The 24,648-nt window shown below is 68.1% G+C and carries 27 protein-coding genes, 1 tRNA gene and 2 pseudogenes; 16 read left to right on the top strand and 14 right to left on the bottom strand.

Annotated features, from left to right (window positions below; genetic code table 11):
* Positions 1-136 precede the first annotated feature (136 nt).
* The 3 genes from ACIP9D_RS25380 to ACIP9D_RS25370 are packed head-to-tail and all read right to left on the bottom strand — an operon-like array spanning position 137 to position 3,119.
* Positions 137-1,357: a tyrosine-type recombinase/integrase gene (locus ACIP9D_RS25380; RefSeq protein ID WP_350873364.1), complete on the bottom strand. Its 1,221-nt coding sequence runs from the start codon at positions 1,355-1,357 to the stop codon at positions 137-139.
* Positions 1,357-1,554, bottom strand: coding sequence for a helix-turn-helix domain-containing protein (locus ACIP9D_RS25375; RefSeq protein WP_350873363.1), 198 nt, complete (start codon positions 1,552-1,554; stop codon positions 1,357-1,359). Before ACIP9D_RS25375 ends, ACIP9D_RS25380 begins: the two co-directional genes overlap by 1 nt.
* On the bottom strand, positions 1,551-3,119 hold the full coding sequence (locus ACIP9D_RS25370) for a replication initiator (protein ID WP_350873390.1): 1,569 nt from the start codon (positions 3,117-3,119) through the stop codon (positions 1,551-1,553). Before ACIP9D_RS25370 ends, ACIP9D_RS25375 begins: the two co-directional genes overlap by 4 nt.
* 1,134 nt (positions 3,120-4,253) lie before the next feature.
* Between ACIP9D_RS25370 and ACIP9D_RS25365 the strand changes: the two genes are divergently transcribed.
* Positions 4,254-5,051: a hypothetical protein gene (locus ACIP9D_RS25365; protein WP_350873362.1), complete on the top strand. Its 798-nt coding sequence runs from the start codon at positions 4,254-4,256 to the stop codon at positions 5,049-5,051.
* 20 nt (positions 5,052-5,071) lie between these two features.
* On the opposite strand, the gene ACIP9D_RS25360 is transcribed toward ACIP9D_RS25365, so the two are convergent.
* On the bottom strand, positions 5,072-5,782 hold the full coding sequence (locus ACIP9D_RS25360; RefSeq protein ID WP_350873361.1) for a hypothetical protein: 711 nt from the start codon (positions 5,780-5,782) through the stop codon (positions 5,072-5,074).
* A gap of 252 nt (positions 5,783-6,034) precedes the next feature.
* Here ACIP9D_RS25360 and ACIP9D_RS25355 point away from each other — a divergent pair.
* A tRNA-OTHER gene (locus ACIP9D_RS25355) sits at positions 6,035-6,159 on the top strand.
* 217 nt (positions 6,160-6,376) lie between these two features.
* Here ACIP9D_RS25355 and ACIP9D_RS25350 read toward each other — a convergent pair.
* Positions 6,377-6,973, bottom strand: a complete 597-nt coding sequence (locus ACIP9D_RS25350; RefSeq protein ID WP_350873360.1) for a hypothetical protein — start codon at positions 6,971-6,973, stop codon at positions 6,377-6,379.
* A gap of 111 nt (positions 6,974-7,084) precedes the next feature.
* Between ACIP9D_RS25350 and ACIP9D_RS25345 the strand changes: the two genes are divergently transcribed.
* Complete coding sequence (locus ACIP9D_RS25345) at positions 7,085-7,672, top strand: hypothetical protein (protein WP_350873359.1); 588 nt, start codon at positions 7,085-7,087, stop codon at positions 7,670-7,672.
* 214 nt (positions 7,673-7,886) lie between these two features.
* Here ACIP9D_RS25345 and ACIP9D_RS25340 read toward each other — a convergent pair whose 3' ends face one another.
* Positions 7,887-8,111, bottom strand: coding sequence for a winged helix-turn-helix domain-containing protein (locus tag ACIP9D_RS25340; RefSeq protein WP_026268779.1), 225 nt, complete (start codon positions 8,109-8,111; stop codon positions 7,887-7,889).
* Between the two features lie 507 nt (positions 8,112-8,618).
* Here ACIP9D_RS25340 and ACIP9D_RS25335 point away from each other — a divergent pair.
* Positions 8,619-8,837, top strand: coding sequence for a flavin reductase (locus tag ACIP9D_RS25335; protein ID WP_350873358.1), 219 nt, complete (start codon positions 8,619-8,621; stop codon positions 8,835-8,837).
* Positions 8,834-9,007, top strand: coding sequence for a hypothetical protein (locus tag ACIP9D_RS25330; RefSeq protein ID WP_350873357.1), 174 nt, complete (start codon positions 8,834-8,836; stop codon positions 9,005-9,007). The genes ACIP9D_RS25335 and ACIP9D_RS25330 overlap by 4 nt, the downstream gene beginning before the upstream one ends.
* 219 nt (positions 9,008-9,226) lie before the next feature.
* Here the strand turns inward: ACIP9D_RS25330 and ACIP9D_RS25325 are convergent.
* Positions 9,227-9,408 (bottom strand): annotated as a pseudogene (locus tag ACIP9D_RS25325) (site-specific integrase); the annotation flags it as partial.
* Between the two features lie 138 nt (positions 9,409-9,546).
* Between ACIP9D_RS25325 and ACIP9D_RS25320 the strand changes: the two are divergent.
* From ACIP9D_RS25320 to ACIP9D_RS25300, 5 genes and pseudogenes are all read left to right on the top strand, one after another.
* Positions 9,547-10,086 carry a hypothetical protein gene (locus ACIP9D_RS25320; RefSeq protein ID WP_350873356.1) on the top strand — a complete coding sequence of 180 codons (540 nt, stop codon included), beginning with the start codon at positions 9,547-9,549 and terminating at the stop codon, positions 10,084-10,086.
* A gap of 1,382 nt (positions 10,087-11,468) precedes the next feature.
* Positions 11,469-11,633: a hypothetical protein gene (locus ACIP9D_RS25315; RefSeq protein ID WP_350873355.1), complete on the top strand. Its 165-nt coding sequence runs from the start codon at positions 11,469-11,471 to the stop codon at positions 11,631-11,633.
* Positions 11,634-11,727: 94 nt separating this feature from the next.
* Positions 11,728-12,486 carry a HipA family kinase gene (locus tag ACIP9D_RS25310; RefSeq protein ID WP_350873354.1) on the top strand — a complete coding sequence of 253 codons (759 nt, stop codon included), beginning with the start codon at positions 11,728-11,730 and terminating at the stop codon, positions 12,484-12,486.
* Entirely contained in the window at positions 12,483-12,851 is a 369-nt protein-coding gene (locus tag ACIP9D_RS25305) for a DUF3037 domain-containing protein (protein WP_350873353.1), read from the top strand. The genes ACIP9D_RS25310 and ACIP9D_RS25305 overlap by 4 nt, the downstream gene beginning before the upstream one ends.
* A gap of 57 nt (positions 12,852-12,908) precedes the next feature.
* Positions 12,909-13,055 (top strand): annotated as a pseudogene (locus ACIP9D_RS25300) (translocation protein TolB); the annotation flags it as partial.
* A 301-nt stretch (positions 13,056-13,356) separates the two neighbouring features.
* Here ACIP9D_RS25300 and ACIP9D_RS25295 read toward each other — a convergent pair.
* Both ACIP9D_RS25295 and ACIP9D_RS25290 read right to left on the bottom strand, forming a co-directional pair.
* Entirely contained in the window at positions 13,357-14,322 is a 966-nt protein-coding gene (locus tag ACIP9D_RS25295) for a CU044_5270 family protein (RefSeq protein WP_350873352.1), read from the bottom strand.
* Positions 14,323-14,340: 18 nt separating this feature from the next.
* Entirely contained in the window at positions 14,341-14,910 is a 570-nt protein-coding gene (locus ACIP9D_RS25290; RefSeq protein WP_350873351.1) for a sigma-70 family RNA polymerase sigma factor, read from the bottom strand.
* Positions 14,911-14,988: 78 nt separating this feature from the next.
* Here ACIP9D_RS25290 and ACIP9D_RS25285 point away from each other — a divergent pair, with 78 nt between their 5' ends.
* Positions 14,989-15,240: a DNA-binding protein gene (locus tag ACIP9D_RS25285; RefSeq protein WP_350873350.1), complete on the top strand. Its 252-nt coding sequence runs from the start codon at positions 14,989-14,991 to the stop codon at positions 15,238-15,240.
* Positions 15,241-15,438: 198 nt separating this feature from the next.
* Here ACIP9D_RS25285 and ACIP9D_RS25280 read toward each other — a convergent pair whose 3' ends face one another.
* Positions 15,439-15,963, bottom strand: coding sequence for a hypothetical protein (locus ACIP9D_RS25280; RefSeq protein ID WP_350873349.1), 525 nt, complete (start codon positions 15,961-15,963; stop codon positions 15,439-15,441).
* A 536-nt stretch (positions 15,964-16,499) separates the two neighbouring features.
* Between ACIP9D_RS25280 and ACIP9D_RS25275 the strand changes: the two genes are divergently transcribed.
* Positions 16,500-17,306, top strand: coding sequence for a methyltransferase domain-containing protein (locus tag ACIP9D_RS25275; RefSeq protein WP_350873348.1), 807 nt, complete (start codon positions 16,500-16,502; stop codon positions 17,304-17,306).
* A complete protein-coding gene (locus ACIP9D_RS25270) occupies positions 17,303-17,995 on the top strand; it encodes a demethylmenaquinone methyltransferase (protein WP_350873347.1) in 693 nt (230 codons plus the stop codon). The genes ACIP9D_RS25275 and ACIP9D_RS25270 overlap by 4 nt, the downstream gene beginning before the upstream one ends.
* Positions 17,996-18,357: 362 nt before the next feature.
* Here ACIP9D_RS25270 and ACIP9D_RS25265 read toward each other — a convergent pair whose 3' ends face one another.
* Complete coding sequence (locus ACIP9D_RS25265; RefSeq protein WP_350873346.1) at positions 18,358-19,563, bottom strand: hypothetical protein; 1,206 nt, start codon at positions 19,561-19,563, stop codon at positions 18,358-18,360.
* Between the two features lie 430 nt (positions 19,564-19,993).
* Between ACIP9D_RS25265 and ACIP9D_RS25260 the strand changes: the two genes are divergently transcribed.
* Positions 19,994-20,395, top strand: coding sequence for a hypothetical protein (locus tag ACIP9D_RS25260; protein ID WP_400451032.1), 402 nt, complete (start codon positions 19,994-19,996; stop codon positions 20,393-20,395).
* A gap of 380 nt (positions 20,396-20,775) precedes the next feature.
* Here the strand turns inward: ACIP9D_RS25260 and ACIP9D_RS25255 are convergent, their stop codons facing one another.
* The 3 genes from ACIP9D_RS25255 to ACIP9D_RS25245 form a co-directional block, all read right to left on the bottom strand.
* A complete protein-coding gene (locus tag ACIP9D_RS25255) occupies positions 20,776-21,372 on the bottom strand; it encodes a hypothetical protein (protein ID WP_350873344.1) in 597 nt (198 codons plus the stop codon).
* 88 nt (positions 21,373-21,460) lie between these two features.
* Positions 21,461-22,120 carry a response regulator transcription factor gene (locus tag ACIP9D_RS25250; RefSeq protein WP_350873343.1) on the bottom strand — a complete coding sequence of 220 codons (660 nt, stop codon included), beginning with the start codon at positions 22,118-22,120 and terminating at the stop codon, positions 21,461-21,463.
* Positions 22,121-22,127: 7 nt separating this feature from the next.
* Positions 22,128-23,171, bottom strand: coding sequence for a sensor histidine kinase (locus ACIP9D_RS25245; RefSeq protein ID WP_350873342.1), 1,044 nt, complete (start codon positions 23,169-23,171; stop codon positions 22,128-22,130).
* 85 nt (positions 23,172-23,256) lie between these two features.
* Here ACIP9D_RS25245 and ACIP9D_RS25240 point away from each other — a divergent pair, with 85 nt between their 5' ends.
* Together ACIP9D_RS25240 and ACIP9D_RS25235 are read left to right on the top strand one after the other, a co-directional pair.
* Positions 23,257-23,829, top strand: coding sequence for a sigma factor-like helix-turn-helix DNA-binding protein (locus tag ACIP9D_RS25240; RefSeq protein WP_350873389.1), 573 nt, complete (start codon positions 23,257-23,259; stop codon positions 23,827-23,829).
* A gap of 109 nt (positions 23,830-23,938) precedes the next feature.
* Positions 23,939-24,610, top strand: a complete 672-nt coding sequence (locus ACIP9D_RS25235) for a TetR/AcrR family transcriptional regulator (RefSeq protein ID WP_350873341.1) — start codon at positions 23,939-23,941, stop codon at positions 24,608-24,610.
* Positions 24,611-24,648: the final 38 nt, after the last annotated feature.

The raw sequence follows: 24,648 nt of genomic DNA, 5'->3' as shown, positions 1-24,648 counted from the left end.
GTTGGTGCGGCGTCCTGTTTCACACCGAAGAGGTCACTGGTTCGATCCCAGTATCGCCCACACAGTTCAAAGGCCACTTCCCATTGATGGGGGTGGCCTTTTTGCTGTCTGTACAGCAGCGAAGTACAGCAGTAGGTCAGCTGCCCAGTGAATCGCCGAGGCGCTTGAGGGCGTCGCGAGTCGCCTTCGACGAGACCTGGGTGTAGATCTCCATCGTCACGGAGAAGCGGGCGTGCCGGAGGACGTGCATGGCGACTCGCGGATGAACGTCGAGATCGGCCAGGAGTGTCGCGCAGGTCCGCCGAGCGTCGTGGACGGTGATCGGCTTGACTCCCGCCTTGTCGCACCGCGTCTGCCAGGAACGCTGGAAGTTGCGCGGCTCGATGGGTGTGCCGTAGCGGGTGGTAAATACGAGGCCGTTCTCGTGCCATGCCTTGGCGGCGGCTTCTCGGGCCTCGTCGCGTTGTTCGCGTCTCAGCTTTAGCGCGGTCAGGCAGATGTCGGGCAAGGGGAGGGTGGCGTCGGAGGCTCGGGTCTTGGTGTCGCGGTGCAGGAGCCGGCCGCGGACTCGTTGCAATTGGCGGCCGATGGTCAGCTCTCCGGCATCGAGGTCGACGTCCTCCCCGGTGAGCCCCAACGCCTCGCCTTTGCGCAGGCCGGTGACGAGGACCAGGGCGTAGGCGGCGTAGAGCGGGTCCTCGTCGTGACGCGCGGACTCCAGGAACCTCCGGGCCTCGTCGCTCGACCACGACTTCCCCCGCCGCCGTCGGACGGTGGCCAGGGTGACCGCCACGGCCGGGTTCTTGGTGATGAGGTCTTCGGCCTGGGCGTGGGTGAGGGCGGCCCGCAGCGCGGCCCGGATGTCGCTGACCGTGCGCGTCGACGGGACGGCTTGGCAGCAGCGGCCGACGGCGCAGCAGCGCCGCTTCTCCTTCCGGCGGGCAGCGTCCTTGCCCTGGGCGCAGCACTGGCAGGTGCGGGCCACCTGGTTGATCCATGTCTGCACGTCGCGCGACTGGAGCCGGTCGAGCCGCTTGGTCCCGAGGCCTGGTGCGATGTAGCGGCGGACGAACGTCTCGTAGGTGGCGTAGGTCAACGGTGCTCGGTTCGGCTGGATGATCTCGGTCAGCCAGTAGGTGAGGAACGTGCCGACCGTCGGGACGCTCGTCGCTACCGGTCCCTGCTTCGCCTGCTGGTGCAGCTTGATCCACTTGTCGTGGACGGCCTCCCGGGTCTTGCCGTAGACGTACTTGCGGGTGCGTTTGCCGTCGGGCTTGGTGACCCAGACGTAGGCGGCGAAGCCGTTGCGGTACGGAAAGATCGAGCCTTCGCCGTTGGCGCGGGCGCGTCCGGGCATCAGGCGGCCTCCTGGCGTTCGACCTGTTCGCGGATGTAGTCATCGACCCATTTGGGGAGGATGCGGCGGTACTTTCCGTCCTTGATGGAGCGCAGCTCGCCGGTGGCGATCTTCATCTTGACCTTGGAGATGCCGAAGCCGAGCAGGACGGCGACTTCGGCGGGGGAGTACCAGCGCGGGGTGAAGTCATGGCTCATGCGGCGGCCCCGGTGAGCCAGGCTTCGTGGGCGAGTTCTTCCCGGCAGATGCGTCTGCTCTCGCGGCGCTGCTTGGCGGCGGTGTTGGCGAGCAGGGCGTCACCGTCGCTGAGCCAGCCAGCCCCGACGAAGGTGAGCAGGCCGACCGTCACGGTGTCCGTGTCCTCGTTGTCCTCGGTTCGGCGATGAGTGGCGCGGGTGTCGCGGAGCTGGCCGAAGGTGACCGAGTAGCGACGGGCCTTGGTGAGGAAGTGGCCACCGAAGCCGAGCATGTGGGCCCACCGACGTAGGCCGGCGTAGGCGCTGGATTTGGCGTCAAGCTCGCCTTGACGGTCGTCGGCTGTTGCGGCGCCGCTGGTCGTGGCGTCGTTGGTGGGGCGGCCAAGTCGCCAGCAGGCGTCGATGAGGCGGGCGAGGTGATCGCCCCTGGGATCGGCGTAGTCGTCGATGGTGGCGGCGATGAGTCGGGTGGAGCAGTGGCCGGTGGCTTCGGTGGCCTTGGTGGCGTATTTGGCGAGGTAGGCGGCGACCTTGCTGTCGGTCAACTCGCCGCCGGCGGTGTTGATGCGGCGGACGTCGACCTGCTCGCCCCAGGCGACCAGCCAGCCCTGCGGCCGGTCGAAGTGTGGGGCCGCGCTGACGGTGATCCGGGAGGCGGCGACGTCGACTGCTTCCTCCAGGTCGGCGACGGCGATGCCGGCCGGCGGTGGCACGAGGGCGCCCGGGTCGTCGGGATGGACGCCGTCGAGGCGCAGCAGGACGTGGAAGTGAACGGCTGCCCGGCGCTGCATCTCGGCGACCTTGCCGTGCGATACCCGGACGGGCGGCACCCAGCGGACCCTGCCGGAGGCGGTGACAACCCGAACGAGCGGGATGCCGCGTCGGCGGCACAGACCGGCGAGATGCCGTTCGATGGCCTGCTTGGTGCGCCGCCACAGCTCGCCCGAGAAGTAGTTCCAGACGACCTGGTGGTCGTGGTCGTAGCAGTCCAGGCACAACGGCTGCCCGAGCCGCGGATCGTCGGTGTCGTGGCGGGCGAAGCAGGCTGCGGGCTGCCCGTGCTGGCAGGTGCCGGCGGTGCTGCGGGCGCGGCAGGGAGCGGGGCGGCAGTCGCAGCGCTGCCGGGTAGCGCAGGTGTGGCGGGGGACGTGCCGGTGGTGGACCGGGCCGAAGGACGGTGCGGTGAAGGTGGCGAAGACGACCGGGTGCCGGCCTACCGAGGCGGGGACGCCCTTGCCGCCGGTCAAGCCACAGCGGACAACCTGGTAGGCGTCACCGGCGTAGACCCAGGCGCAGTCGGGGCACTGGGCTTCGCGGCGGTTGCCGCACGCCTTGTAAAGCGTGCGGTCGGGCAGCTCGTCGGTGTGCTGCTCGCCCAGGACCCGGCCGGTGTCTCGCTCGACAACGGCGAGGGTGCCGGTAAGGCGGACCGGGCGGGCGCAGCCGCCCGCAGCAGCGGTGTGCTCCAACCATCCGGCGAACTCCGGCATGGCGGCGCGGTGCAGGGCTTGGGTGTTACGGCCGGCGGCGACGCCGCGCCGGTACAGGTCAAGCGGGGTGGACAGGACTTCCTCCTCAGGGGGTGGCAGGGACGGGAGACGAAGCACCACCAGTCGTGGACGTATGTCCGGTGGTGGTGTTCGTCGTGTCTCCTGGCACCGCCGAGAGGGCGGCTGACGCCGGAGGGCGGATTCGTGGTGGTGCCACGTTCCGCCGATGGTCTTGTCCTCTCGCGCTCGTGGACGTCATGGGGCCGGCACGGGTGGGGAGCCTGGGATGTCGGCATCCGGCGGGTTACCGCAGGCTGCCCCCACCCGTGGAGTTGAGCGAATCCGGGCCAACGTGGACGGCAGGAAAGGCCGTGCTGGGCCGATCAGCGGATTCCGAGAACCGGCACAGCGGCCGGTGCGATCGAGAGCCGGCGGGGCGTGGCCTGCGTCAGCGGCAGGAAGGCCGCTCGGCATCTCCGAGGTCGAGTCCAGCGAGCCGGCAGGAAAGCCGCGCTGGCGTGCTCGACGAGCGCCAGAGTAGCACCGGGTGCCGACACGTCAACCCGCCGTGATCCCTCAGGCCGGGGGCGGGACGGCCGGCTGGCGGCCGGTCTGGGAGGACTTTCTGTACGTCTATCAAGGCGGCCCTTGACGGGCCGCACGCGCCGCCGCCTGGGCGCGCGCCGGCCGCTGCCGCTGTCGCTCTGCGGCCGTCACGGCTGACGCCCGGCGGCTGGCGCGGAGAGCGGGAAGCCCGGAGGGGGCCGCCGCAGAACGACAGACCGTTGACCGGTGGTGTGGCGGGCCGGCAGCCGGCCGGGCCGCGCCGCCACGAGCCGACGCGGCGTAGGGGAGCGCACGCCGGCCGCGTCGACGAGCCAGCGGCGATCGCGGGGTGCGGTTAGTGAGCCTCCGGCGGGGGCGCTCCGGCTCCAGGATGACCGGGGCTCCGCTGGCGAGTCACGGTCCGCGGGTGGTTGCGGTAGGCCATCCCGCCTGCCACCGACCCGGGCAAGCCGAGCAGACCGCCGCCCGACCCGCCAGCGTCCGAACGAGCCGTCAAGGTCCGCTTGACGTGGCGGGCCGGGCGGCGGCCCGCTCCCCGAGAGGGCGGGTCGACGGCAGACGGGATGGCAGATAGGACTCCGACTAGCGTCGATCCGTCACGACGATTCGATTTGTAGTCGAGCTGGTATACCGTCTCGTCACATGGACTGGAGCTGGTTAACGGCTGATCGAGCGAGTGTGACAGTTGCTGTTGGTGCACTGATTTTTTCTGCCGCCGCGTGGCGAACCACAAGACGCGGGGTGCAAGAGGCGACACGCCAGGCTCGGGCCGCAGAAATCCAGGCCACAGCAGCGAGATCGCAAGTAGCTACTGCGGAACAGGCGGTCGCCGTAGCTCAAGAGCAGGCAAAGGCCGCACGAGATCAGGTGGAGCTTGCAGAGCGAGCAGTTGGCGTTGCTCAGGACCAAGCAGCGGCTGCCCGACAACAGGTTGCGCTGGCGACTCGCCAGGCCGAGCAAGCCGAAGAGGCGCGACGGGAGCAGAACCGCCCCTACGTGTTCGCCGACATCCGGGGCGACGAGTATCAGCCCCAACTCCTGGTACTGATAGTGCGGAACCAAGGACCCACCTTAGCGCGTCGCGTTCGAATAACCCTGGACCCGCCATTGGATATTGGCGGAGGGCGGAGGGCCCTTTCAGAATGGCAGATTTCCGCGCTTCCTCCTGGTGCCCAGCTCTCACGGCCGCTGACTATAGGCCACCTCCTCATCGAAGGGCGCGAGCAGACCATCTATCGTATAACGATAGATGCCGACGATCGAGACGGTTCGATCGAAACGCTCTCGTACGAAATCGATCTCAGTGCCCTCGAAGATGTGGGAGCGTACGGCAAGACGATTCACCACGTAGCTTCGGGGGTCGAAAAGATCGCCGACCAACTCCGGGGATTCAGGCGGTCTGGTGGTTTGTTCCCACCGCGTCAGCCGCAAAATGAATAGTCGAGGCGGAGTGCAACCACTTAGTATTTGTCCGACTGATCAACCGAAGGGAAGAATCTGCCGCGATACTCCTCCGCCCATTCAGGCAGTTGCCGACCTGCCGTCTTGGCGTAGAGCTCTAAGGACTCCCAGTGGAACTGCCTCACATCCATCGTCGGATTAGGGTCGCTCAGTTCATAGTTAGCGGCAGCGACATATGCTGCTTCGAAAAGGCGTAGGTCTTCCGGGTGGAGCCCCTTCCTTTGGGATTCTATCCATGCCCGGCTTGCCTGATGCATTCCTCGGGAGCCGAGGAAGACAATCTGTGTCATGGATTCAATCTGACTGTCGGTCAGATCTAGTTGAGCTTGCAGCTCACTCTTAAAGCGCTCCATAAGCGCTATCTGCTCTTGGTTGTACTCCGCATCGGCCGGCAGTAAACCGACTTGGCTTCGCAAGTTTTCTACCATGTTACTTTGGGACGTTAGCTTCTTCGAGAGCCGCCAGAACTCGATGTAGGCAGATTTGCGGGCCTCGTGTGTTCGAGCCTCACGCTCTTTGCGAAGTTCTTCTCTCTGGGTCGCTTTCTCATGGTCTAGCTGAGCTTGGCGAGCCTTTTCGTTTTCCTCCGCCTGCAACCGAAGCAGACGCTCTCCGTTCTTTTTCTGATAGGCGGCCGTGATCCAGCCTGCCGACACGGCTGCCGCCAGAGTGCTCCCCGCTGGGATCGCCAGCTCCCACCAACGCGCCATGCAAGGCAACCTACCGGCGACGTGCAACCGGAAGCGTGATCGTCTCGTGGAGGATTGCTGCCCTCTGCCTGCCAGCAGTGGCCCGTCGCGGAGCCTGGCCGCGTGCCCGATCCGTGCCCGATGCAGCGGTCAACACCGGCCTACAGGACACCCCGCTCGGCACGCTGCGTGCTTCCTGGCCAGGCAGCGCGGCTACCTACGGTCTAGATCAAACCGATTCCCAAGCTGACAGTGTCGGGGCAGACTGTCGACGGACCGGTGGCAGAGCCGGGTTATTGCAGCGCTGGGATGCCGGTGCCGTACGCGCGGCAGCTCGAAGGCGTGTGGGGCCACTGGCGTGCCATGCCCCACCGGGGGTTCGAATCCCCTCCGGTCCGCTCGCAGCGTCCAGGAGGGCCGAGTGACTATCTGAGTGACGATCGGGACGGACACCGGCGGACTGTCACGAACACTGGGGGATCGTCGTGGCAGCTCGGCGGCTTCGGAACCGCAGGTCAGCGTCCTCTGTTGGTTGCCTGGGGGTCAAGGAGTCGCTGAGTTGACATCCATAGGAGCATCGGGATGGCAGATGTCACCATGCAGTTGTCTCGATGCTTATTCCCGTGACTCTCGTTGTTGCAGCAGCAAATCTGAACGGACTACGCCACTTAGCCCCTGCTCGCTCTCGCAAGTCTTTGAGATCGAGCGGATTTCGCTGTCACGCGAAAGCGAGTACGAGATCTGGGCGAAGCCAAACATTCCTTTGTCCTCAAGTCGCAGAGTCGGATTTTGCCATGTGAATGCTCGCGCATCGTTGTCGTGAATATAGAGCGGGAACTTCCCCATCTCCTCGCGTGCGAGGGCAAGACTGAAGGGGGGAGGAAACTCGTAGCGCCCATCGGCCACAACTATCGTCATGTCCACTTCGACCGAATGAACGTAAACGTTCGCGCCAATAGGCCCGATGTGAAACCAGACCGCTCCATCCTTGTGTCGAGCGATCTCCACGCTAAAAGATATCTTTAGCCCGGCTTCGGCTACTGCTGCGGCACGGGCAGAAACCTCAACGGTTTTTTCCGCCATACTTGCTGACTTGTCTGCCGCCTCGGCGGACTTCTCGGCCGCCCTGCTTGACCGAATTGAGTAGACTAGTCCGAATAGGCTGACAATCAGCGAGATTGTAGAGAATGCCATGGTGAGCCACTTGTCCACGGCGTCAGAATAGTGATGTATGGATACAACGGAAGGCGACACGCTGCGCGGTCTACTTCAAGGTCTGACGCTCGGCGTGCACCGCGTGGCGCCCTCGCTACGCTACAGCGCATGCGGCTGAGCAGATCGAATCGCCTCTTGCTAGTCCTATTCGGCGTCCTAGTATTCGGCGTCGGCATCCTCGGCACGGTAGTCGAGTGGCCATGGGGCACACCGATCACCCTGGTCGTGCTCGGCGTGCTACTCGTAGTCTCTGGCATCCTCGGGGTGCTACCCAACGGCAACCTGCGGCAGATGGAGATGCGCTGGCCGGACCCGGCACTCTACGACCGGGTCGACCAGCTGGAGAAGGAGTTGCCCGCACTGCGTAACGAGCTTGCCGCCAAGGAGAAGCAGATGCGCGGCGAGATTAGCGCTGTGGGCCAACGCCTCGATGACTACCTGCTGTCGCTGGAGCCCGAGCCGGTCGACGACTACGAGACCGCAGAGGAACGCGTCGCTGACTGGGAGCAGGCGTACGCCGACCTCGATACGGAGATCAGCTGGCGACGAATGAACGGTGTGCACCCCGAGGAACGCGACGACGGCCTCGACGAAGCGGAGGCGATTGCCGCGCGCGACGAGCTGCACGCTCAGCTGACCCGCGAGCGACGCCGGCTTGACGCCCGCACCCGGTTCGCTCACCTCAAGCGCGGCTAAGCACTCGCAGCCAGCACTGTTGCTGTCGACAGCAACGGCGACAGCAACAGTGCTGTACGTCGAGGGCCAGCGACGGAGGGCTACGGATCCGGGCTCGACGTCAGAGACGTGCCCGGACGCAGCCGGACGAAGCGCGCAGATCTTACAAGCGAGGGGTCACGAGCCGGCAGCGAGCGCGGACGTCGACTGGGTCGACCAGATCGACGCTCACGATCTACCGGGGGAGTGGGTTCGCGACGTAGACGCCCTTGCCTTGCCGGCCGTCGATCAGCCCTTCGGCCTTGAGTAGGAGCATGGCGGCGCGGATGACGGTGTTGCTGACTTCATAGTGTTCGCAGAGGGCGGCGAACGAGGGCAGCTTGTCGCCCGGCTTCAACTGTCCGGAGCTGACCTGCTCGCGGATATCCCGGGCGACCTGTAGGTACGCAGCTTCAGACATGGTGGTGCTCCCAGCTTGGCGGCTGGTGCAAGCAGATCACACCGCAAGCTCGACTTACAACGCTATGTGTCGTAGCTGTTGACCCTGCGCACATTGCGTCCTAAGTTGCTCGTGGGGCTACCCAGCTTGGCGGCCGGGTGTCCTGCCGTGGGTGCCCCTGTTTCCGGATTGCAGCCGGCGGGGTGCCCGCGGCTCCCTCAGGGCGTCACTAGGAGGCGTTGTGACTAGGCCAAACGACACAGCTTCCAGTGCCCCTACTGGCGCGAGCCTTGCTCAGAAGAACACCCAATCACCAGCCCGCGATGAAGGATTCGGCGGCAATCGCCGCCGCGTCTCGTACGAGGAGTACGTCCTGGCGGCAGCGCTCACCCTCGCCCGCCGCCACCGGCCCGTATGGTCTTGGCGGTACTGGCGACACGTCTGCCGATGCGGCGCGACGCTGCCGTGCCGAAGCCGTCACCGCATCCCGATCAACCGCGGTCACTGGCCCAGCCAGGACGGCCCGCGATGACCACTCACCACCCGCTCAAGCCGGAGTGGACGTGCGGCGGCTGTGCGGGAGAGTGGCCCTGCCAGACCCGGCGGCGCGAGCTGCGAGCCGAATACGACCGCGCCCCGGTATCGCTGGCCCTCTACCTGGCCGCCCATCTCGTCGACGCCACCCGGGACCTGGCCCACGTCCCCGCTGGCCACCTGCACCACCGATTCCTCGGCTGGATCCGATGAGCATCCTGCGAGCCGGCGACGAGAAGTTCCACTACAGCGACGGCTCCCACAAGTGGATCCCGCCAGACCCGGACTACGACCAGGACATCTGGGACGAGCAGGTCCGCCAGCACAAGCACGGCCACCTCAAGAACGAACGCCCGAAGGTCCGCATCCAGCGGCTGATCTGATGCCAGCAGTACAGCAGCGAAGTACAGCAACCGTGCCAGCCGAACCGAGCCGAGAGACGTGTCAGTAGGACCCTTGACCTCGCACCAAGCCCGAACCGACCGGCCCGCCGACAGTTCACACCGAAGAGGTCACTAATTCGATCCCAGTAACGCCCACGCAGGTAGAAGGCCATTCCTATCCATCGGGGATGGCCTTTTGCTGCCTGTACAGCAACGGGCTCATTGCGCGAGGGAATCGCCGAGGCGCTTGAGCGCGTCCCGGGTCGCCTTCGACGAGACCTGGGTGTAGACCTCCATCGTCACGGAGAAGCGGGCGTGCCGGAGGACCTGCGTGGCGACTCGCGGGTGGCGTCGAGATCGGCGAGGAGTGTCGCGCAGGTCCGCCGAGCGTCGTGGACGGTGGCCGAGTTGCGAGACGTCCCTTAGGGACAGCGAGGATTGTCGAGCGGCGCTAGGCTCCGCGTGCTGTCATGCAATGGGGAAGCACACCCGGCACTGGTGGTAGTAGATGTCTCGCTAGAGAAAGGATTCGAACTTCCATGTTAGAGCACGAGGAGGTTGAGGTGCAGCACACTCCCGCCTCCAGAAAACTGGTGCGGCCGAGTGGGATGCTACGTCGCATCGTACTTGCGTCGGCGCTTGCGATCGCGTCATTCCTGGGGTCGATCGCTTTGCCTGCCACCGCCCATGCCAGTACCAGAGGTTATAACTTGTGGAACTGTACGGTCGCAGGCGAATCCGGTACTTGTACAACCATCGTCGGCACGTCCCCTGCCGGCGTTAAAGTTTACGACCACATTACCCGAACGGTGGTGACCTGGTACGACGGGACAAGCGTACAGCTTGGTACATGGTCGTGGGATACCTCAAAACAATGTGGCACCTATGGTGACCAGTACGTTTGGAAGGTGTGGTGGTATTCCAACAACAGTTGGCACTGGGCCTACATTGGCGACATTTGGCTGGCAACCGGTGACAGCGACTATTGGCGGAACTGGCCGAGCCCGTGGGGCCCTTTGTGGGGCTTTGAGGAAGGCGACGGATTCGGCTCCGGCTACTGCAACAACTACGTGGTGTAGTGATAGCTAAGCCGCTACGGGGGTGACCCACCCGCGCGTCTTTAAATGCGGTCGCATCTTCGGTTGGTGAGCGCGAGCCCCCGAGACTGCTGGGCATCTGGCGAACCTCGGGGGCTCTCTCGTCGGATCAGGCGGAGCGGCACGCTGAGCAGCAAACGAGCAGCCCAACCGGCGAGCACCGAAGGACGATCACGGACAGGGCAGCATGTCGGGCACCGGGCCCTGACGGTTGGCGAGCACTCGTAAGGCGTGGACCGGGTGGCGATTAGCCACGCGAGTAGCCAAGGCGGTGCACCCGGCTGGACGACTGCGCACCTCGGCGGACCCGTTGAGCTGTGCCGGCCGAGGCTGGCCTCTCTCGGCCGGCTCCTGGCAGTGTGGGGCGCACAGGGGGGCACAAGACACTGTCAAACGTCGCCAACCATCCACTAGCGATGGCAGCCCGAAACACCGTGTGAGCAGGTGTCGCCGGCCGCTCCCGCTGGTGGCGGGACGGCGGCTCTATGTTCCGCTTCAACGTCTGACACTCGGGCCGGGTGACCAACTGGGCGACGACGGGCGCGAACGGCCGGACGTTCGTCGACTCTGGTGTGCCCTTGGCGCAGGTAAGGGTGCTGCTCGGGACCTCGTCGATGACTGATCGCAATTTGGGAGACGACTCAAGCTCCGCTGGCGGGATGGCCAACGGAGCTTGACATCGCATCCAGCTACTCGCCTAACGGGCGACGATGACGGTCCCCGCCTTGACGTGATGACTCCACCCCCGGCGCGTCAGGACGTCCACGACCTCACGAAGCCGCGCAGGATCCGACAAGAGGCGCTTGCACTCACCGCAGACGTCTGGCCCGCTTCCGGACGCCGATCCGCCGCCCGGCTGGCACCTGAGCTCGTCCGGAACGCCACGCGACACCTGGACGCAAAGGTTCAACGTCTGCCCACGGTCCTTGCACCGCAGGCTACGCCCGGAGAGAAATGCCACTTCCGGGGCCAACGGGAAACTGGACGACCCGTCCAACCGGTCCCAACGGGGAGCTTGAGCACCACTCAACCGACTTACCTGGTAGCCGCACTGTCCCGGTGGACTTATCCGACCTCTCACCTGACCCGGCATACCGCGAGCGGGTGCGCGAACTCGACGCGCTTGCCGGGCGATGGGGCGGCAGGCTCCTTGGGTCCGACCGCTAGTTGGCTGTCTGACAGCAGCGGCGACAGCAACGGGCTCGGACGGAAGCAGCCGCACCGGAGGCGTCCGGATCGCCGCTCCACGTGAACGACACCCACGGACGCAGTCGGACGGGTTGCGCAACCCTTACAAGCGGGGCGATGCCGAGTTCCCCGTACTCGCGCTCGGGTTCAAGGGGTCTGCGGCGGTCCTCCATCTCATGTCGGACGAGGGTGTCATCTCTCTGCTGGCTGTGGATGAGCCTGCGGACGCGGACGCGGAGGTGCTGGTGTTGGACGACCTGGCTGCGTTCGCCGCGGATTTCGTGCTCGATCTCGATCGCGCATGGCAGGTGGTCGAGGAGTTTGCTCGCACCGCGCGGTAGGGGACGTGGGCCCTCAAGGCCAGGGGCGTCCTGACCTGCGACTTCCTGCATATGGGCTCGATCGGACGCGGCCTCACTCGGCTAGGGTGGGCGGGTGCTGCGTCATTTCACCGGGATCCGGTACGTCACCCCGCTGCGCGAGGGCGGTTCGCTGCCCGGCGTGGTCGAGGCCGACGACCTGGGCACCTACGTGGCCAAGTTCAGCGGCGCTGGGCAGGGTCGCAAGGCGCTGGTCGCCGAGGTGGTCTCCGGCGAGCTGGCCCGTCGGCTCGGACTGGCGGTGCCCCGACTGGTGGTGCTCGACATCGACCCGGTGATCGGCCGGGCCGAGCCCGACCAGGAGGTGCAGGAGTTGCTGCGCAACAGCGGCGGCGCCAACCTGGGGATGGACTTCCTCCCCGGCGCGCTCGGCTATGACCCGGTGGCGCATCCGGTGGACGCGGCGCTGGCCTCGCAGGTGCTCTGGTTTGACGCGTACGTGGAGAACGTCGACCGTAGCTGGCGTAACCCGAACATGCTGATCTGGCACCGGCAGCTGTGGCTCATCGACCACGGCGCCACCCTCTACTTCCACCACAACTGGCCGCGTGCCGACGCGGTGGTGGACCGTCCGTTTCGGGCCGACGACCATGCGCTCGCCTCGTACGCCACCCGGCTCGCCGAAGCCGACGCCGAGCTCGCGCCCCGGATCACCGCGGACCTGCTCACTGAGGTGCTCGCGCTGGTCCCCGACGAGTGGCTGGCCGGGCCGGACTTTGACGACCCCGACCAGGCCCGGGCAGCGTACACGGATCATCTGGCCCGCCGGCTCGCGCACAGCGCCTCCTGGCTGCCGACGGGGAGCGCGGCGTGAGGAAGCCCTTCGAGTACGCGGTGATCCGGCTGATGCCCCGGGTGGAGCGGGGTGAGCAAATCAACGTGGGCGTGATCCTCTACTGCCAGGCCCTCGGTTTCCTCGGCGCCCGTACCCATTTGGACGCCGACCGGGTGCGGGCGTTCGCGACAGACGTGGACCTGGTGGCGGTGGCTGGGGCGTTGGAATCCTGGGACCGCACCTGCTCCGGTGCCGGCCCGGCGCACCGAATGACGCCGGGGGAACGGTTCCGGTGGCTGGTCGCCCCGCGCAGCACCATCCTGCAGGCCGGGCCGGTGCACACCGGCCTGACCGCCGATCCCGCCGCCGAGCTGGACCGCCTGTTGGAAAACCTGGTCCGCTGACACCTGTCACTTCGGCAATAGAGTTTCGGCTATCCCCTTCTGCGGCGGACGAACCCGCGGATCACCGGCCAGAGCTCATCGGAGATCTGCGGTCCCGCATTCACCCCGGCCGGGGATCGGCTCTACTTCTCGTCCCAACGCGGCACCTCGGGCTCCTCCTCCGGTGGCAATACGTACTGCATCACCGGGCCGTTCCGCACCTGAGCCCCGCTCGCCACGCGACCCCGCCGCGGCGCACGCTCCCTGGGTCCTGAATCGCGGACATCGGAACACAGCGCTCCGGCCACTGCGGAAATTGCGACTGTACGGCCGACCCCAACACCGACGTTCCCGCCGCGCCCCAGTCATCCCGGCTGGGGCGCCGCTGGGTTGTGCGTGGATCCTTGGCGCCGATGGTCAACTTCGTCGGGCACCAGAAGAGCTCTGCTCGCCCACGCAGAGCGACCCAGCCGTGAGCCGTGGCGGCATAGCGCGGATCCGATCCGGATCGGGCGAGCCAACAGTGTCAGGGCAACTGGCCCGGCTGGTCGACGATTGCGAGCCGGAGTAGCGCGGCAGCCGCGTGCAGCGACTCCTTGCCGTTGCGCACCACCGACCCACGGGTGCCAAGGTAGACGTGGGTGTCTCGGTCGAAGATGAAGTCTTCGTTACCACCGATCACACCAGGCATCCGAATCGCCACCCCGTGCCGGCCGGCGGCGTCCACCACGTCGCCCGATATGACGACTGCTCCGGGCTCCCGTGCCAGCAGTTCGAACAGCGCCGCCAGCGCTCGGGGCGGCACGTACCCTCTGAGCATCGACCGCGCGGTGGTGTACGCCATGCCCTCGTCCCCGTAGACGGCCTGTTCATCGGCTGCTTCCGGGAGATGCAGCTCGACCGGATGTTCCCGAAGGTATCGAAGCAGCTCGTCCGGGTCGGCGGGCAAGTCGCCGTGGTACGCGGGCGACGGGAGTTCATCGAGCTCCCTGTCGGGATCGGCGGGATCGTCCGGGCGGAGCACCCTCAATTCGCCCCATCCGTTCGGATCGGTCTCCGGTCGGTAACGTGCCTGCGTGTGCGCTATTCCCCCGGCCGACTGCCAAATCTGCGTCCGTACGGTGGTGTACGGGCCGCTGTCCGGCTTCTCCCGCATCGTCGCCAGGAATTCCGTGAAGACCCACTGATCGGGTCGGGCGGTGAGCTCGGGCTGCTGCCGAGCGGCATCGGCCGCCATCCGGAGGATCTCCGACGCGCTGGCTGTGGGCGGCGGCTGGTTGCCCACCCCCATCGTCTGTACCGCCAGACCACCAACGGTCAGTGCGACCACCAGCCCGAACGCTCCGACGAGGCGCCAACCACCCAGCAGCCGGGTACGGCGTCCGACCGGACGGGACGCCGAAACCAGCTCGGCCCGCCGGGCTACGTGTGCCGTCAGATCCGTGAGGAGCTGCTCTTCGAAACCGTGCGGCGACTGATCGATCTTGTTCATGGCGTCATCTCCTTTTCGTCATGCGAGGGTGGTGGCCGGGTGGGCGAGCACGGTGCGGACAACTCGACGGGCACGATGCAGGCGGACCCGAGCGGCGACCGGGGACATCCCAAGCGCGGTCGCCGCCTCGGCGACGGTGAGGCCGTCCACGGCGACGAGTTCGACAAGCGTCCGGGTGCCCTCGGGCAGTTCGCTCAACGCTCGATAGGTGCGGCGGGCCGCCGACTCGGCGTCGATCCGCTCCTCGATGCGGGCGATGTCGTCGGCGCCCAGGTCCCGTCGTCCGGCCAGTCGGCCGGTCACCCGCAGCCGTTGGGCCGCCCGACGCCGCTCGTCTCCGATGACGTTGCGGGCCACCCCGAACAGCCAGCCGATCTGGCTACCCCGCTCTGGCCGGTAGCCGGCCGCCGATTCGATCACCGCCAGGAACACGTCGGCAGTCAGGTCGGCGGCGAGGTGTGGGTCGTCGACCCGCCGCGCCACGAACCGGCCCACCGCCTCCAGGTGCCGCCGGTAGAAGACCTCGAACGCCACCGGATCGACTCCGATACCGGAGATGTCACCCTCCGCTTGGCTAGGGTCATTCACAGGCCGTCCTCTCTGGTAGCCGTTACACCCCTTCTTCGTGAGTCAGAGCGCGGGTGTTACCGGACCATCCGGCACGAGGTGAGTTCACAGCCTTCCGCTGGTCAGCCGGACCCGCAGCTGTACACGCCGGCGGAAGCCGGCGCGCGGCTACGCGTCCCCGAATCGCGGCTGCGCCGCCGCGCCGGGCGCCGCCAGATCCCCTGCACCTTTCTCGGCAAGCACCTGCGCTTCTCCGCAGCCGGCCTCGCCGCGATCATCGCCGCCTCCGCCGAAGCGGCGACCGGCCGACGCGCCGCCCGCACGGCCGGCATGACTGTGCGCCGGGCATGATGCGACGATCACGGCGAGCGCCGCCGGCATCTCGGGCCGCAGAACTCCGCCGCGGCACCGCTGACAGGCATTGACGAGTGCCGTTCAGGCTGACCTTCAGGAGCGCGCCGGCGTGCCGTCAATTGGGACGCTGATCCCACGGGCAACGCCCTGCCCAGGCGCTGTTGGTTGGAGACCTCTTCGGCAGACCCGAAGGTGTCAGCCTTGGTGCTCCCGGTTGTCAGTTGGGCGACGTCCGCGCAAGTAGCCGATGAGCGGACGTAACTCGAGGATGATGCGGCGGATTTGCGGACGCCAGCTGCCGCCGAGAATCTGGTCCTGGTACCGCTGGAAGTCGTGCCAGCCAGCGATCTGAGGGGGATCGCCGGTCAGGAACTCGCCGCTGGAGATGTCGAGCGCGCGGCCACCAACCGACGCGACTATCCGCGCGACAACAGCCAGAACGTCGTCGCCGCTGCCCCGCACGTGCAACATGATCGAATCAACGGGATCCTCCGATCCGATGTTGAGTTCGATGCTCCACGTCGGGCCGACCAAGTGCCCCCACGCAGGATCCGAGAGATCGAGGTCCCGGAGGTTTCCACGTAACCGCTGCCTGACATCTGGCCCAGTGCCCAAGGGCGGCGGATTGAAGTCCTGCGGTAACTGGTCAACCGATCCGGCGTGGGCCGGGGCGTCGAAGATGAGAACGTCCCAGCTCACAGCGTCCTCCGGCGTGCTCAACCTGGGCAGCTTACTCGTGGTCGTTGCACGACGGGCCGCCTGCCATCCGCTTCTGCCGCCGACCGTGCGCGCGGTGCCTCCGCGCACCGGCCACGCGGAGTACACGTCAGCCCTGGTGCTGTTCCTTGGGAGACGTGCCGAAGCGAAGCGCCGGGGCGCCCGGCGACGCCGCGGTCGCGCGCCGGGATGGGGAGGACCTGGGGCGGTCAATTGAAGATTTGGACACCTAGGACGAACACCGCGAAGGATGTTCCGAGCAGGGCGGCCACGCCGATGACGATCAGCGTTTCCCGACCAGATCATTGATCCGGCTGACCGGGCCGGGTAGTTGATCCTTGAAGCGGTCGAGGACGTGATTCGGCACGGACACGAGCAGGAAGAGCGCGATGCAGCTTTCAGACACGGGGTCGCCGGGACGTATTCCGACCAGTTACGGTCGGCGATGCCGGAGTGAGAGGCGCTGCGACGGACTGGGTCCGCCACGCTCACCCGGGAACATCGGATCCAAGGGCGCCTTCCGCGATGAGGGAGGCGCGATGAGTGCATCCGTGACCACGTGGGCTGCCGGCGATTACCCGGCCATGGCGCGGCGGCTGATGCCGGTCGCCGAAGCGGTGGTGGCCGCCGCGGCGATACGGCCGGATGACCGGGTCGTCGATGTGGGCACCGGTACCGGCAACGCGGCGATACTGGCCGCACAGTGCGGAGCCCGGAGCGTCGGGGTGGATCTGGAGCCCGCTCTGTTGGAGTTGGCCCGGCGGCGTGCCGTGGATGACGGCCTGGCGATCGATTGGCGGCTCGGCGACGCGAGCCGGTTACCTCTCCCAGACGACTCGGCCGAAGTGGTCCTGTCCGTGTTCGGCGTAATCTACGCGAACGACCACGATGCGGCGGCCCGAGAGTTGAGCCGAGTGTGTGCCCCCTCAGGCCGAGTCCTGCTGGCTGCTTGGACGCCGGGCAGTCTGTTGCCGGCCATGGGGCAGGTCCTCGGCGGCTATCTACCGCCGCCACCGGCCGCCGGCGCCCCGCCGAGCCGGTGGGGTGACCGCAAGCTGGTCGGACGGCTCCTAGCAGCCGCCGACCTGTGGATCACGTCGGCGGTCGTTCACCGGCTGGGCTTGAGCTTCACCAGCGCCGACGCGGCGACAAGCCTGCTCATCGACACCGCCGGGCACGTCGTCGCTGAACGGGATCGGCTCGTGGCCCAGTGCCGGTGGGAGGCATTGCGCGCGGACCTGCGCTCGTTCGTTGGCGATCGTGGGGTGACCGGCGGTGGTCGCTTCCGGCTTGAGCTTGAGTACCTGCTCACAACGGCCGTGCCGGCATCAGCGGTGACAGCATGACGCGGGCCGATCTGAACAAGCAGCCGCCAGCGGTCGCGGCGATGTTCGACGGCGTCGCCGAACGGTACGACCTGGCCAACAGGATCATCTCGTTCGGCCAGGACGCCAGGTGGCGGCGAGCGACCAGAGCGGCATTGGACCTTCGCGCAGGCGAACGCGTGCTCGACGTAGGCGCCGGCACCGGCGTTTCCACCGAGGAACTGGCCCGTTCCGGGGCGTTGGCAGTGGGAGTCGACCTTTCCATCGGCATGCTGCAGGTCGGCCGACGCGTCCGGCGAGCAGTGCCGCTGGTGGCGGGCGACGCACTGTGCTTGCCGTTCCCGGATGGCGCTTTCGATGCGGTAGCCATCTCTTTCGCGCTACGCAACGTGGTCGATCTCGATGCTGCGTTGCGCGAGTTCGCCCGGATCGTCAGGCCAGGCGGGCGGCTCGTGGTCTGCGAGTGCAGCCACCCGACGAACCCCGCTTTCCGTACGTTCTACCTCGCCCACTTGCTTCGGGTGATACCCATGGTGACCAGATGGGTGTCCAGCAACCCCGACGCCTACGTCTACTTGATTGAATCCATCCGTGCCTGGCCGAATCAGCCGGACCTGGCGAAGCGGATCGCCGAATCGGGCTGGCAGCGGGCCAGTTGGCGCAACCTCAGCGGCGGTGTCGCGGCGCTGCACCGTGCCACCCGTTGTTAAGGACGTCCAGGTCTGCAACCAACGTCCGCTTCTGCCGCTGACAATGGGCGCGCGCCGTCCGCACATGCGCGGACTTCGAAGAGAGGCTCAGTTGCTCGTGCACTGGGGCGGCCGAGGCCGGCTCGACGATCCCGTTGGCGTGTCCGTGGGGGAGCGGGTTGAGAACTACGGGCGCGTGGGCCCGCGGGTCGCCTGCGCCGCGGCCGAGGGCCGGGGCCGCGTGGTGGCGAGGCGGTCCGCATGGGCGTCGGCTTGCCCGAGGGGAGACCGGTCCAAGCGATCGGTTGTCCCCGGATTTGGCCCGGCGGTCGCGGTCCTGAAGGGCCAGTGACGCACCGCCAACACCGGTCACCCGTCGAGGATCACCGGATGGTCCGGCGCCGTCGGGCCAGGAGCAGCAGCACGCCGCCACCCACCAGCATGACGAGGCCGGTCCCGGCGGTCAGCCCGGCCTGGGACCCGGTGATCGGCAAGCTGCCGCCACCACCGGCGCCACCACCGTCACCGGGGTCGCCGCCACTGCCTCCGCCGCTGCTGTTCGCGGCCACCACGACCGCGAACCCGTCCTGGTTGTCGCTGTCGTCCACGTCGACGGCCGGTACGGCGACGGCGTTGGTGGGAAGGTCGCTCCGCGCCGGGCCGGATCGGTCCGACCGCGGCTGGCTCAGGCCCTCGACCCGGACGGTCCCGTCTCGCAACGTGACCGGCGCCTTCGTGGCGGCCGGCACCGTCACCAGGTGGTACAGCTCGACGGCGGAGTGGAGTTGGTCGTTCGGGTCGGTGTCCTGGTCGACAGGAACGAGGGCCAGCCGGTCGTAGGTGCAGACCGCCGTACGCCCGGCGTCACCGAGGACGCATTCACCCGGTGGCCTGGTGAACGTCGCGCCCGTCGGCGCGCTCAGTTCGACCTTGACGCCATCGACCGGCTCCCGCCCCTGGTTGGCGATCGTGTAGCGCACTGCGCCCGTCTCGCCCGGATTCAGCGCGCCGGTAGATTCGAGGCTGCCGTCGGCAGCGACCTTCACCGACTGCGTCACGTCCGGCGCGACCACCGAAAGGTCGGCTTCGGGGTGATCCACCACTTCGATCGGGAACCACTTCATGTTGTCGGCCGGATTCGTGTCGACCGGTTTGACATCGACCGTCACCTTGATCCGGCCCGCGAGGGGCTCTTCGGTCTGGACGGTGGCGACGACGGGAAGCTCCACCGTCTCGCCCGGCCCCGGAAGGTGATCCGGCAGCAGGTCGCAGTACCAGCCGGAGAAATCGCCGTCGCACTCAGCCAGCCCGCCGGTCGGCCAGAGCATGATCCTGAAATCGAACCTGTCCAGATCCGACGCGTCGACCCGGACGACGACCCGGGTCGGGGTCGCGTCGCCCCGGTTGCTGAGCTTCAGGTGAAGCGTCTTCTTCGTGACCCCCAGCGGAATCGTCCCGCCGGCCAGGTCGACGGTGAGGTCCGGACCCGCCGGCGCCGCCGAGGCGGACGTTGCGGGCACGCCGACCCCTCCGAGAAGAAGCAGCACGGTGGCCACCGTTCGGGGCAGCCACGGAAGTCCGAACCTCATGACGGAGTCCTCCGGATGAACGGGCGGTGCGATCCGTGGACACTATCGGCACCAGGCCGGGTTCGGTATCCCCCGCGTGACCCGTGTCGGAGGCGTCCAGGGCCTGTTTCGGAAGTGCAGGACTGAGAGGTTCAGCCCGGTCGGTTGGGCCTGGGGACTCGGATGCGGGCCAGGGCGCCCGGGTGAATTGCGGGCTGTCGCTGCGCTGTCCGCCGGTCAGCAGCATCGCCAGTGGCTTGCGGCCCTGCCCGTAGCCGCTGCCCAGCCGCACGTGGTCCCGGATCTTGATGTCGGCTGGTTCGCGGTGCCAGGGCAGCGATGGAGATCATTGCGAAGGGACATCGAGGACTTCTCGCATCCCCTACCGTCATTACCCATGACCCACCCGTACCAGGTGCCCCAACCCCCGAAGCGGCGGACGCTGCGAACCGTGTTGATCGTCGTCGGCGTGGTCGTCGTGCTGTGCTGCGGTGGCGCCGGCATCGGTGGTTTCTTCCTCTACAAGGGGGTCAAGGGCGCGACGGATCCGGCGCGGCAGGCCGCCGAGTCGTTCGTGAGCGACCTGGAGGCGGACGACGCGGACGCGGCGTACGGGCTGTTGTGCAGCGGCACACGCGGCGCATACACGAGGGACGCGTTCGTCCAAGGCGTCGCCAAGCAGCCGAAGATCCGCGGCCATAAGGTCCACGGCGTCAACGTGTCGAGCGTGAACGGCCGCACGTCCGCGACGGTAAACATGGCCCTGACGCTGGACAGCGGCTTTACCGACCAGCACATGTTCACGCTGGTGAAGGAGGATGGAGCCTGGAAGGTGTGCGGCCGGCCGTACTGAGCCCTGTGCACCTGCCCAACCACCGGCGGGCGTCGGGTGCTGACCTTGCTGCCCGACCTCGCGCGGGTGATCATCCCCGGCGACCAAGGGGCCGGGGCCCAGACGCTGACGCGGGGACACGGTGTGACCTCACGGCCGACGCGGGACGCGCGTGGTGGTCGTGGCTGGCTCCGTACCCGTGCTCGCAGGTGGATTGGGCGACCAGCCGCCAGGCCCGGACGAGCACCCGCCCGGTGCCTGGATGGTGTGCGGTGAGCACCCACGGCCCGGTCATGCCGATCTGGAGCTGCGGAGACTGCGCGGCCGGCAGGCTGCACGCCGCTTCGTTGGATGGGGCCAGGGCGGCTGGGACGGCCGTCGACCACCAACTCCGGTAGGCCTCATGCCGCGCGGCTGGCCTGGCGCTGCCGCGAAGTGTGCGACGGGTCCCGGGTAGCCAGTTGCCAGGCGATCGCGACGAACGCGACGACGAGGAGCGCGTCGGCCAGGTAGGCGACGACGTCGATCCGGGGGATGCGGCTGAGCGGGAACGCGACCGCTCCCGCGCACAGCAACGCCGCCGTCCACAGTGGTACGAGGCGGGTGCGGGCCAGCACGACGCCGAGCACGAGCAGGCTGAGCGGCATCACCGGGCCGGGTATCCACAGCAGCAGGTTCGCGGCGAACGGGTGCTCGGCGAGCGCGGCGAGGGACGCGTCGGTCGACTGCTCGAAGATGTCCTCGAAGACGCCCTGGAATCCGAACGCCGCGCCGCCGATGACGCCGTACAGGAACACCGGGAGCGCGACGGCGGCATACCGCGGCGCGTGCGGCCGGACCGCGTCGAGCAGGCCGATGAGTCCGTACGCCCACACCACCATGGCGAGCACGAGGACGGTGCCGCCGGTGGCGCCGTAACGTCCGTCGATCCAGAAGTACGTGGCCAGTGCGGAACCGGCGGGGCCCAGAACGAGCGCGGTGCGGTATGCGATGTTCATGGTCCGATCGTCTGCGGGCGTGGGGCCTGGGGAATCCGTCGTGGGCAGGATCCCGGCGTACGCGGATGTTGCGCCCGCCCCCGAGTCGTCACGGGGTGCCCGGCACCACCAGCCCTGATTCGTACGCCATGATCACGAGGTTGGCGCGGTCCCGGGCGCCGACCTTGGCCAGCAGCCGGCTGACGTGCGTGCGGGCCGTGGCCGGGCTGATCCGCAACGCGTCGGCGATCTCGGTGTTGTCACGCCCGGCGACGACCAGGTCGAGCACCTCCCGCTCCCGCGTCGTCAGCCGCTCGAGCCCGAGACGCCCGGTGTCCGGGGACGGCGACCGGGCGAAGACGGCGATGAGGCGACGGGTGACGGCGGGCGCCAGCATGCCGTCGCCCCGCGCGACGGCCCGTAGGCCGTCGACGAGTTGACCCGGGTCGAAATCCTTCAACGCGAAGCCGCTGGCGCCGAGGCGTAGCGCCCGGAACACGTACTCGTCCAGGTCGTAGGTGGTCAGTACGACCACGCGGACGCCGGCGGTCACCGGGTCGCTGAGGATGCGGCGGGTCGCCTCCAGCCCGTCCAACTCGGGCATCCGGATGTCCATCAGCACCAGGTCGGGTTGGTGTTCACGGGCCAGCCGCACGGCTTCGGTGCCGGTGGCGGCCTCTGCCACCACGGTCAGGTCCGGTTCGTCCAGGATGACCCGTAGCCCGGACCGGACGAGTTGGTGATCGTCGGCGATGAGGACGGTGATCACCGGATCATCATCGGGGAATCGTCGCCCAGACCCGGAACCCGCCACCCGGACGGGGCCCGGCGCTGAACCGTCCGCCGAGCGCGGTCACCCGTTCCCGCATCCCGTCGATGCCGTGACCGCCGGCGGTCCGATCGCCGTCGCCCCCGGCTCCGCCGCCCCTGTCGAGCACCTCGATCTCGACGTGGCCCGGCAGGTACGCGAGCCGGACCTCCGCCTCGGTCACGCCGGCGTGCCGGCGGACGTTGGTGAGCGCCTCCTGCGCGATCCGGTAGGTGGCGGCGTCGACGTCGGGTGGCAGCGCGGCGGCGTCGCCGGACACGGTCATCGTCACCGCTAGCCCCGCCCGCGCCCCCAACGCCGGCACCGCGTCGCACGCGTTCCCAGCACCGGCGGGCTCCGCGCGGATGACACCCAGCACCGATCTGACCTCACGCAGGGCGTCGCCGGCGACCTCGCGGACCGTCTCCAGGGCCGGGTAGGCCAGCTCCGGTCGGCTGTCGCGCTTACGGAGCGCGGCACCGGCCTGGACGCTGATCGCGGTCAGCTGATGCGCCAGCGTGTCGTGCAGGTCCCGGGCGATCCGCAGGCGCTCCTGCGCGGCGGCGCGCTCGGCGTACGCGTGCCGCTGCTCGCGGCGGGACCTGGCAAGCTCGCCGAGCCCGACCGCGGCGACCAGGACAGCCGAGACCGCCACCAGGTCCGCACCCTCGGGCGCCCGGCCGGCAGCCACGTCGGTGGCCAGCACCAGCCCGACCGCGAGCGGGACCGCCGTCACCGCGATCCACCGCCGGCCGGCCTCTGCCGTCGCAAAGAGCGCCACGACGAACGGCACCGGCTCCGGACCCAGCGGATAACCGAGCAGGTAGTAGCTGACCGCGGCGGCAGCAGCGACCGCGAGCACGACGGCCGGGCGGCGGCGGCGCCAGTGCAGGGCGGCGGTCGCGCCGAGCAGAAGCGCGGCACCGGGCAGCCAGCCCGCGGCGGACACATCGCCGTCGGCGGCCTGCACCCCTCCGACGACCAGAGCTGCCACCACGATCAGCAACGCCACCCGCCGACGGTAACGCCTCCTGACGACGCGGGAGCCCCCGCCACCGCCCGATGGCGGCGACCGCCGTCATGGCGAGAGCGTGTCGATGGCGATGATGCTCGTCCTCGAGACGCTCTCACCGACCGAGCGCGCCGTCTTCGTGCTGCGCGAGGCATTCGAGATCAGCTACGACGAGATCGCGGCGGCCGTCGACAAGAGTCCGGCGGCCGTACGCCAGATCGCGCACCGCGCCCGGCGGCACGTCGACGCCCGCCGCCCCCGCACGGTGGTCTCCCCGAGCGAGAGGCGGGCGGCGCTGGAGGCGTTCCAGCGTGCGGTCCAGACCAACGACCTGCGGGCCCTGCTCGACGTGCTCGCGCCCGAGGTGGTCGTGGTCAGCGACGGCGGCGGCCTCAAACTGGCCGCGCTGCGGCCGATCGTCGGCGCGGAGAAGGCGGTCCGCATGTTCATCGGCAGCATGCAGAAGGTCGGCGGCACGCTCACCACCGAACCGACCGTGATCAACGGCAGCCCGGCACTGCTGTTTCGCCTCGACGGGGAGATCGACGGCGTCGCCGCGCTGCGGATCGAGGACGCCCGTGTCACCGGCATCTACTACGTCCGTAACCCGGAGAAGCTGTCCCGCATCGAGTCCGAAACCCCGCTCACCCTGCACTGACAGTTCAGCAGGCCCATCAACTTGCCCTGCTGCTCTCGTGTGACCCACTCCACGATTTTTCCGACATGGAAACTTTGCCGGTCCGGAAAGTCGCGCGGATAGTTGTGCCGTGACCTCGGACGTTGGCCTGCGCGAGCGGAAGAAGCGGGCGACCCGCGCGGCGTTGAGCCACGCGGCATGGTCGCTGATGGTCGAGCAGGGGATCGACGCGGTGACCGCCGAGTCGGTCGCCGCGACGGTGGACGTCTCACCCCGGACCTTCCGCAACTACTTCGCGAGCCGGGAAGAGGCGATCCTCGACGGGATCGTGCAGCGCTCGAGCTGGCTCGTGGAGGCGCTGCGCGCCCGCCCCGCCGGCGAGCCGGTGTGGGACTCCTTCGCCCACGTTCTGCCCGACGCGATCATGAGAGTGCTCGGCGAGCGCGAGGACGACGTCCTCGCCCTGGTACGCGTCTCCGCCGAGAACCCGGCGATGCTGGCGCGGCAACTGACGGCGTTCGCTCGCGTCGAGCGGCTCATCGCCGAGGTCATCGCGGAGCGGACCGGAGCTGACGTCGAGCGTGACCTCGCTCCGCACCTGCTGGCTGCCGTCCCCGGAGCCACGATGCGGGCGGTGGTCACGTTCTGGGCCGACGGCGCCACCGACGCCACCCTTCCCGACCTCGTCCGGACCAGCGTCGCGCAGCTGCGCGAGGGCCTTCCTCTCGGCCACCCGCCGTCTGAGGCCTCGCCCGCTCCGCCAGCTGGCCGGCAGCGAGCCGGAGAATCCTCCCGTCCATGAGGTGGAGCAACTACCCGTCTGACCAGCCGCCCCTCCCA

It is taken from the genome of Micromonospora sp. NPDC093243, from assembly GCF_044753725.1.
In the GTDB taxonomy this organism is placed as follows: Bacteria; Actinomycetota; Actinomycetes; order Mycobacteriales; family Micromonosporaceae; genus Micromonospora.
This window is presented reverse-complemented; position numbering and strand designations above follow the sequence as displayed.

Coding starts and splice junctions, on each gene's coding strand:
- ACIP9D_RS25380 (WP_350873364.1), bottom strand. CDS start 1,357: ATGCCCGGACGCGCCCGCGCCAACGGCGAAGGCTCGATCTTTCCGTAC.
- ACIP9D_RS25375 (WP_350873363.1), bottom strand. CDS start 1,554: ATGAGCCATGACTTCACCCCGCGCTGGTACTCCCCCGCCGAAGTCGCC.
- ACIP9D_RS25365 (WP_350873362.1), top strand. CDS start 4,254: ATGGACTGGAGCTGGTTAACGGCTGATCGAGCGAGTGTGACAGTTGCT.
- ACIP9D_RS25360 (WP_350873361.1), bottom strand. CDS start 5,782: ATGGCGCGTTGGTGGGAGCTGGCGATCCCAGCGGGGAGCACTCTGGCG.
- ACIP9D_RS25345 (WP_350873359.1), top strand. CDS start 7,085: ATGCGGCTGAGCAGATCGAATCGCCTCTTGCTAGTCCTATTCGGCGTC.
- ACIP9D_RS25340 (WP_026268779.1), bottom strand. CDS start 8,111: ATGTCTGAAGCTGCGTACCTACAGGTCGCCCGGGATATCCGCGAGCAG.
- ACIP9D_RS25335 (WP_350873358.1), top strand. CDS start 8,619: ATGACCACTCACCACCCGCTCAAGCCGGAGTGGACGTGCGGCGGCTGT.
- ACIP9D_RS25330 (WP_350873357.1), top strand. CDS start 8,834: ATGAGCATCCTGCGAGCCGGCGACGAGAAGTTCCACTACAGCGACGGC.
- ACIP9D_RS25320 (WP_350873356.1), top strand. CDS start 9,547: ATGTTAGAGCACGAGGAGGTTGAGGTGCAGCACACTCCCGCCTCCAGA.
- ACIP9D_RS25315 (WP_350873355.1), top strand. CDS start 11,469: ATGTCGGACGAGGGTGTCATCTCTCTGCTGGCTGTGGATGAGCCTGCG.
- ACIP9D_RS25295 (WP_350873352.1), bottom strand. CDS start 14,322: ATGAACAAGATCGATCAGTCGCCGCACGGTTTCGAAGAGCAGCTCCTC.
- ACIP9D_RS25275 (WP_350873348.1), top strand. CDS start 16,500: ATGAGTGCATCCGTGACCACGTGGGCTGCCGGCGATTACCCGGCCATG.
- ACIP9D_RS25270 (WP_350873347.1), top strand. CDS start 17,303: ATGACGCGGGCCGATCTGAACAAGCAGCCGCCAGCGGTCGCGGCGATG.
- ACIP9D_RS25265 (WP_350873346.1), bottom strand. CDS start 19,563: ATGAGGTTCGGACTTCCGTGGCTGCCCCGAACGGTGGCCACCGTGCTG.
- ACIP9D_RS25255 (WP_350873344.1), bottom strand. CDS start 21,372: ATGAACATCGCATACCGCACCGCGCTCGTTCTGGGCCCCGCCGGTTCC.
- ACIP9D_RS25240 (WP_350873389.1), top strand. CDS start 23,257: ATGGCGATGATGCTCGTCCTCGAGACGCTCTCACCGACCGAGCGCGCC.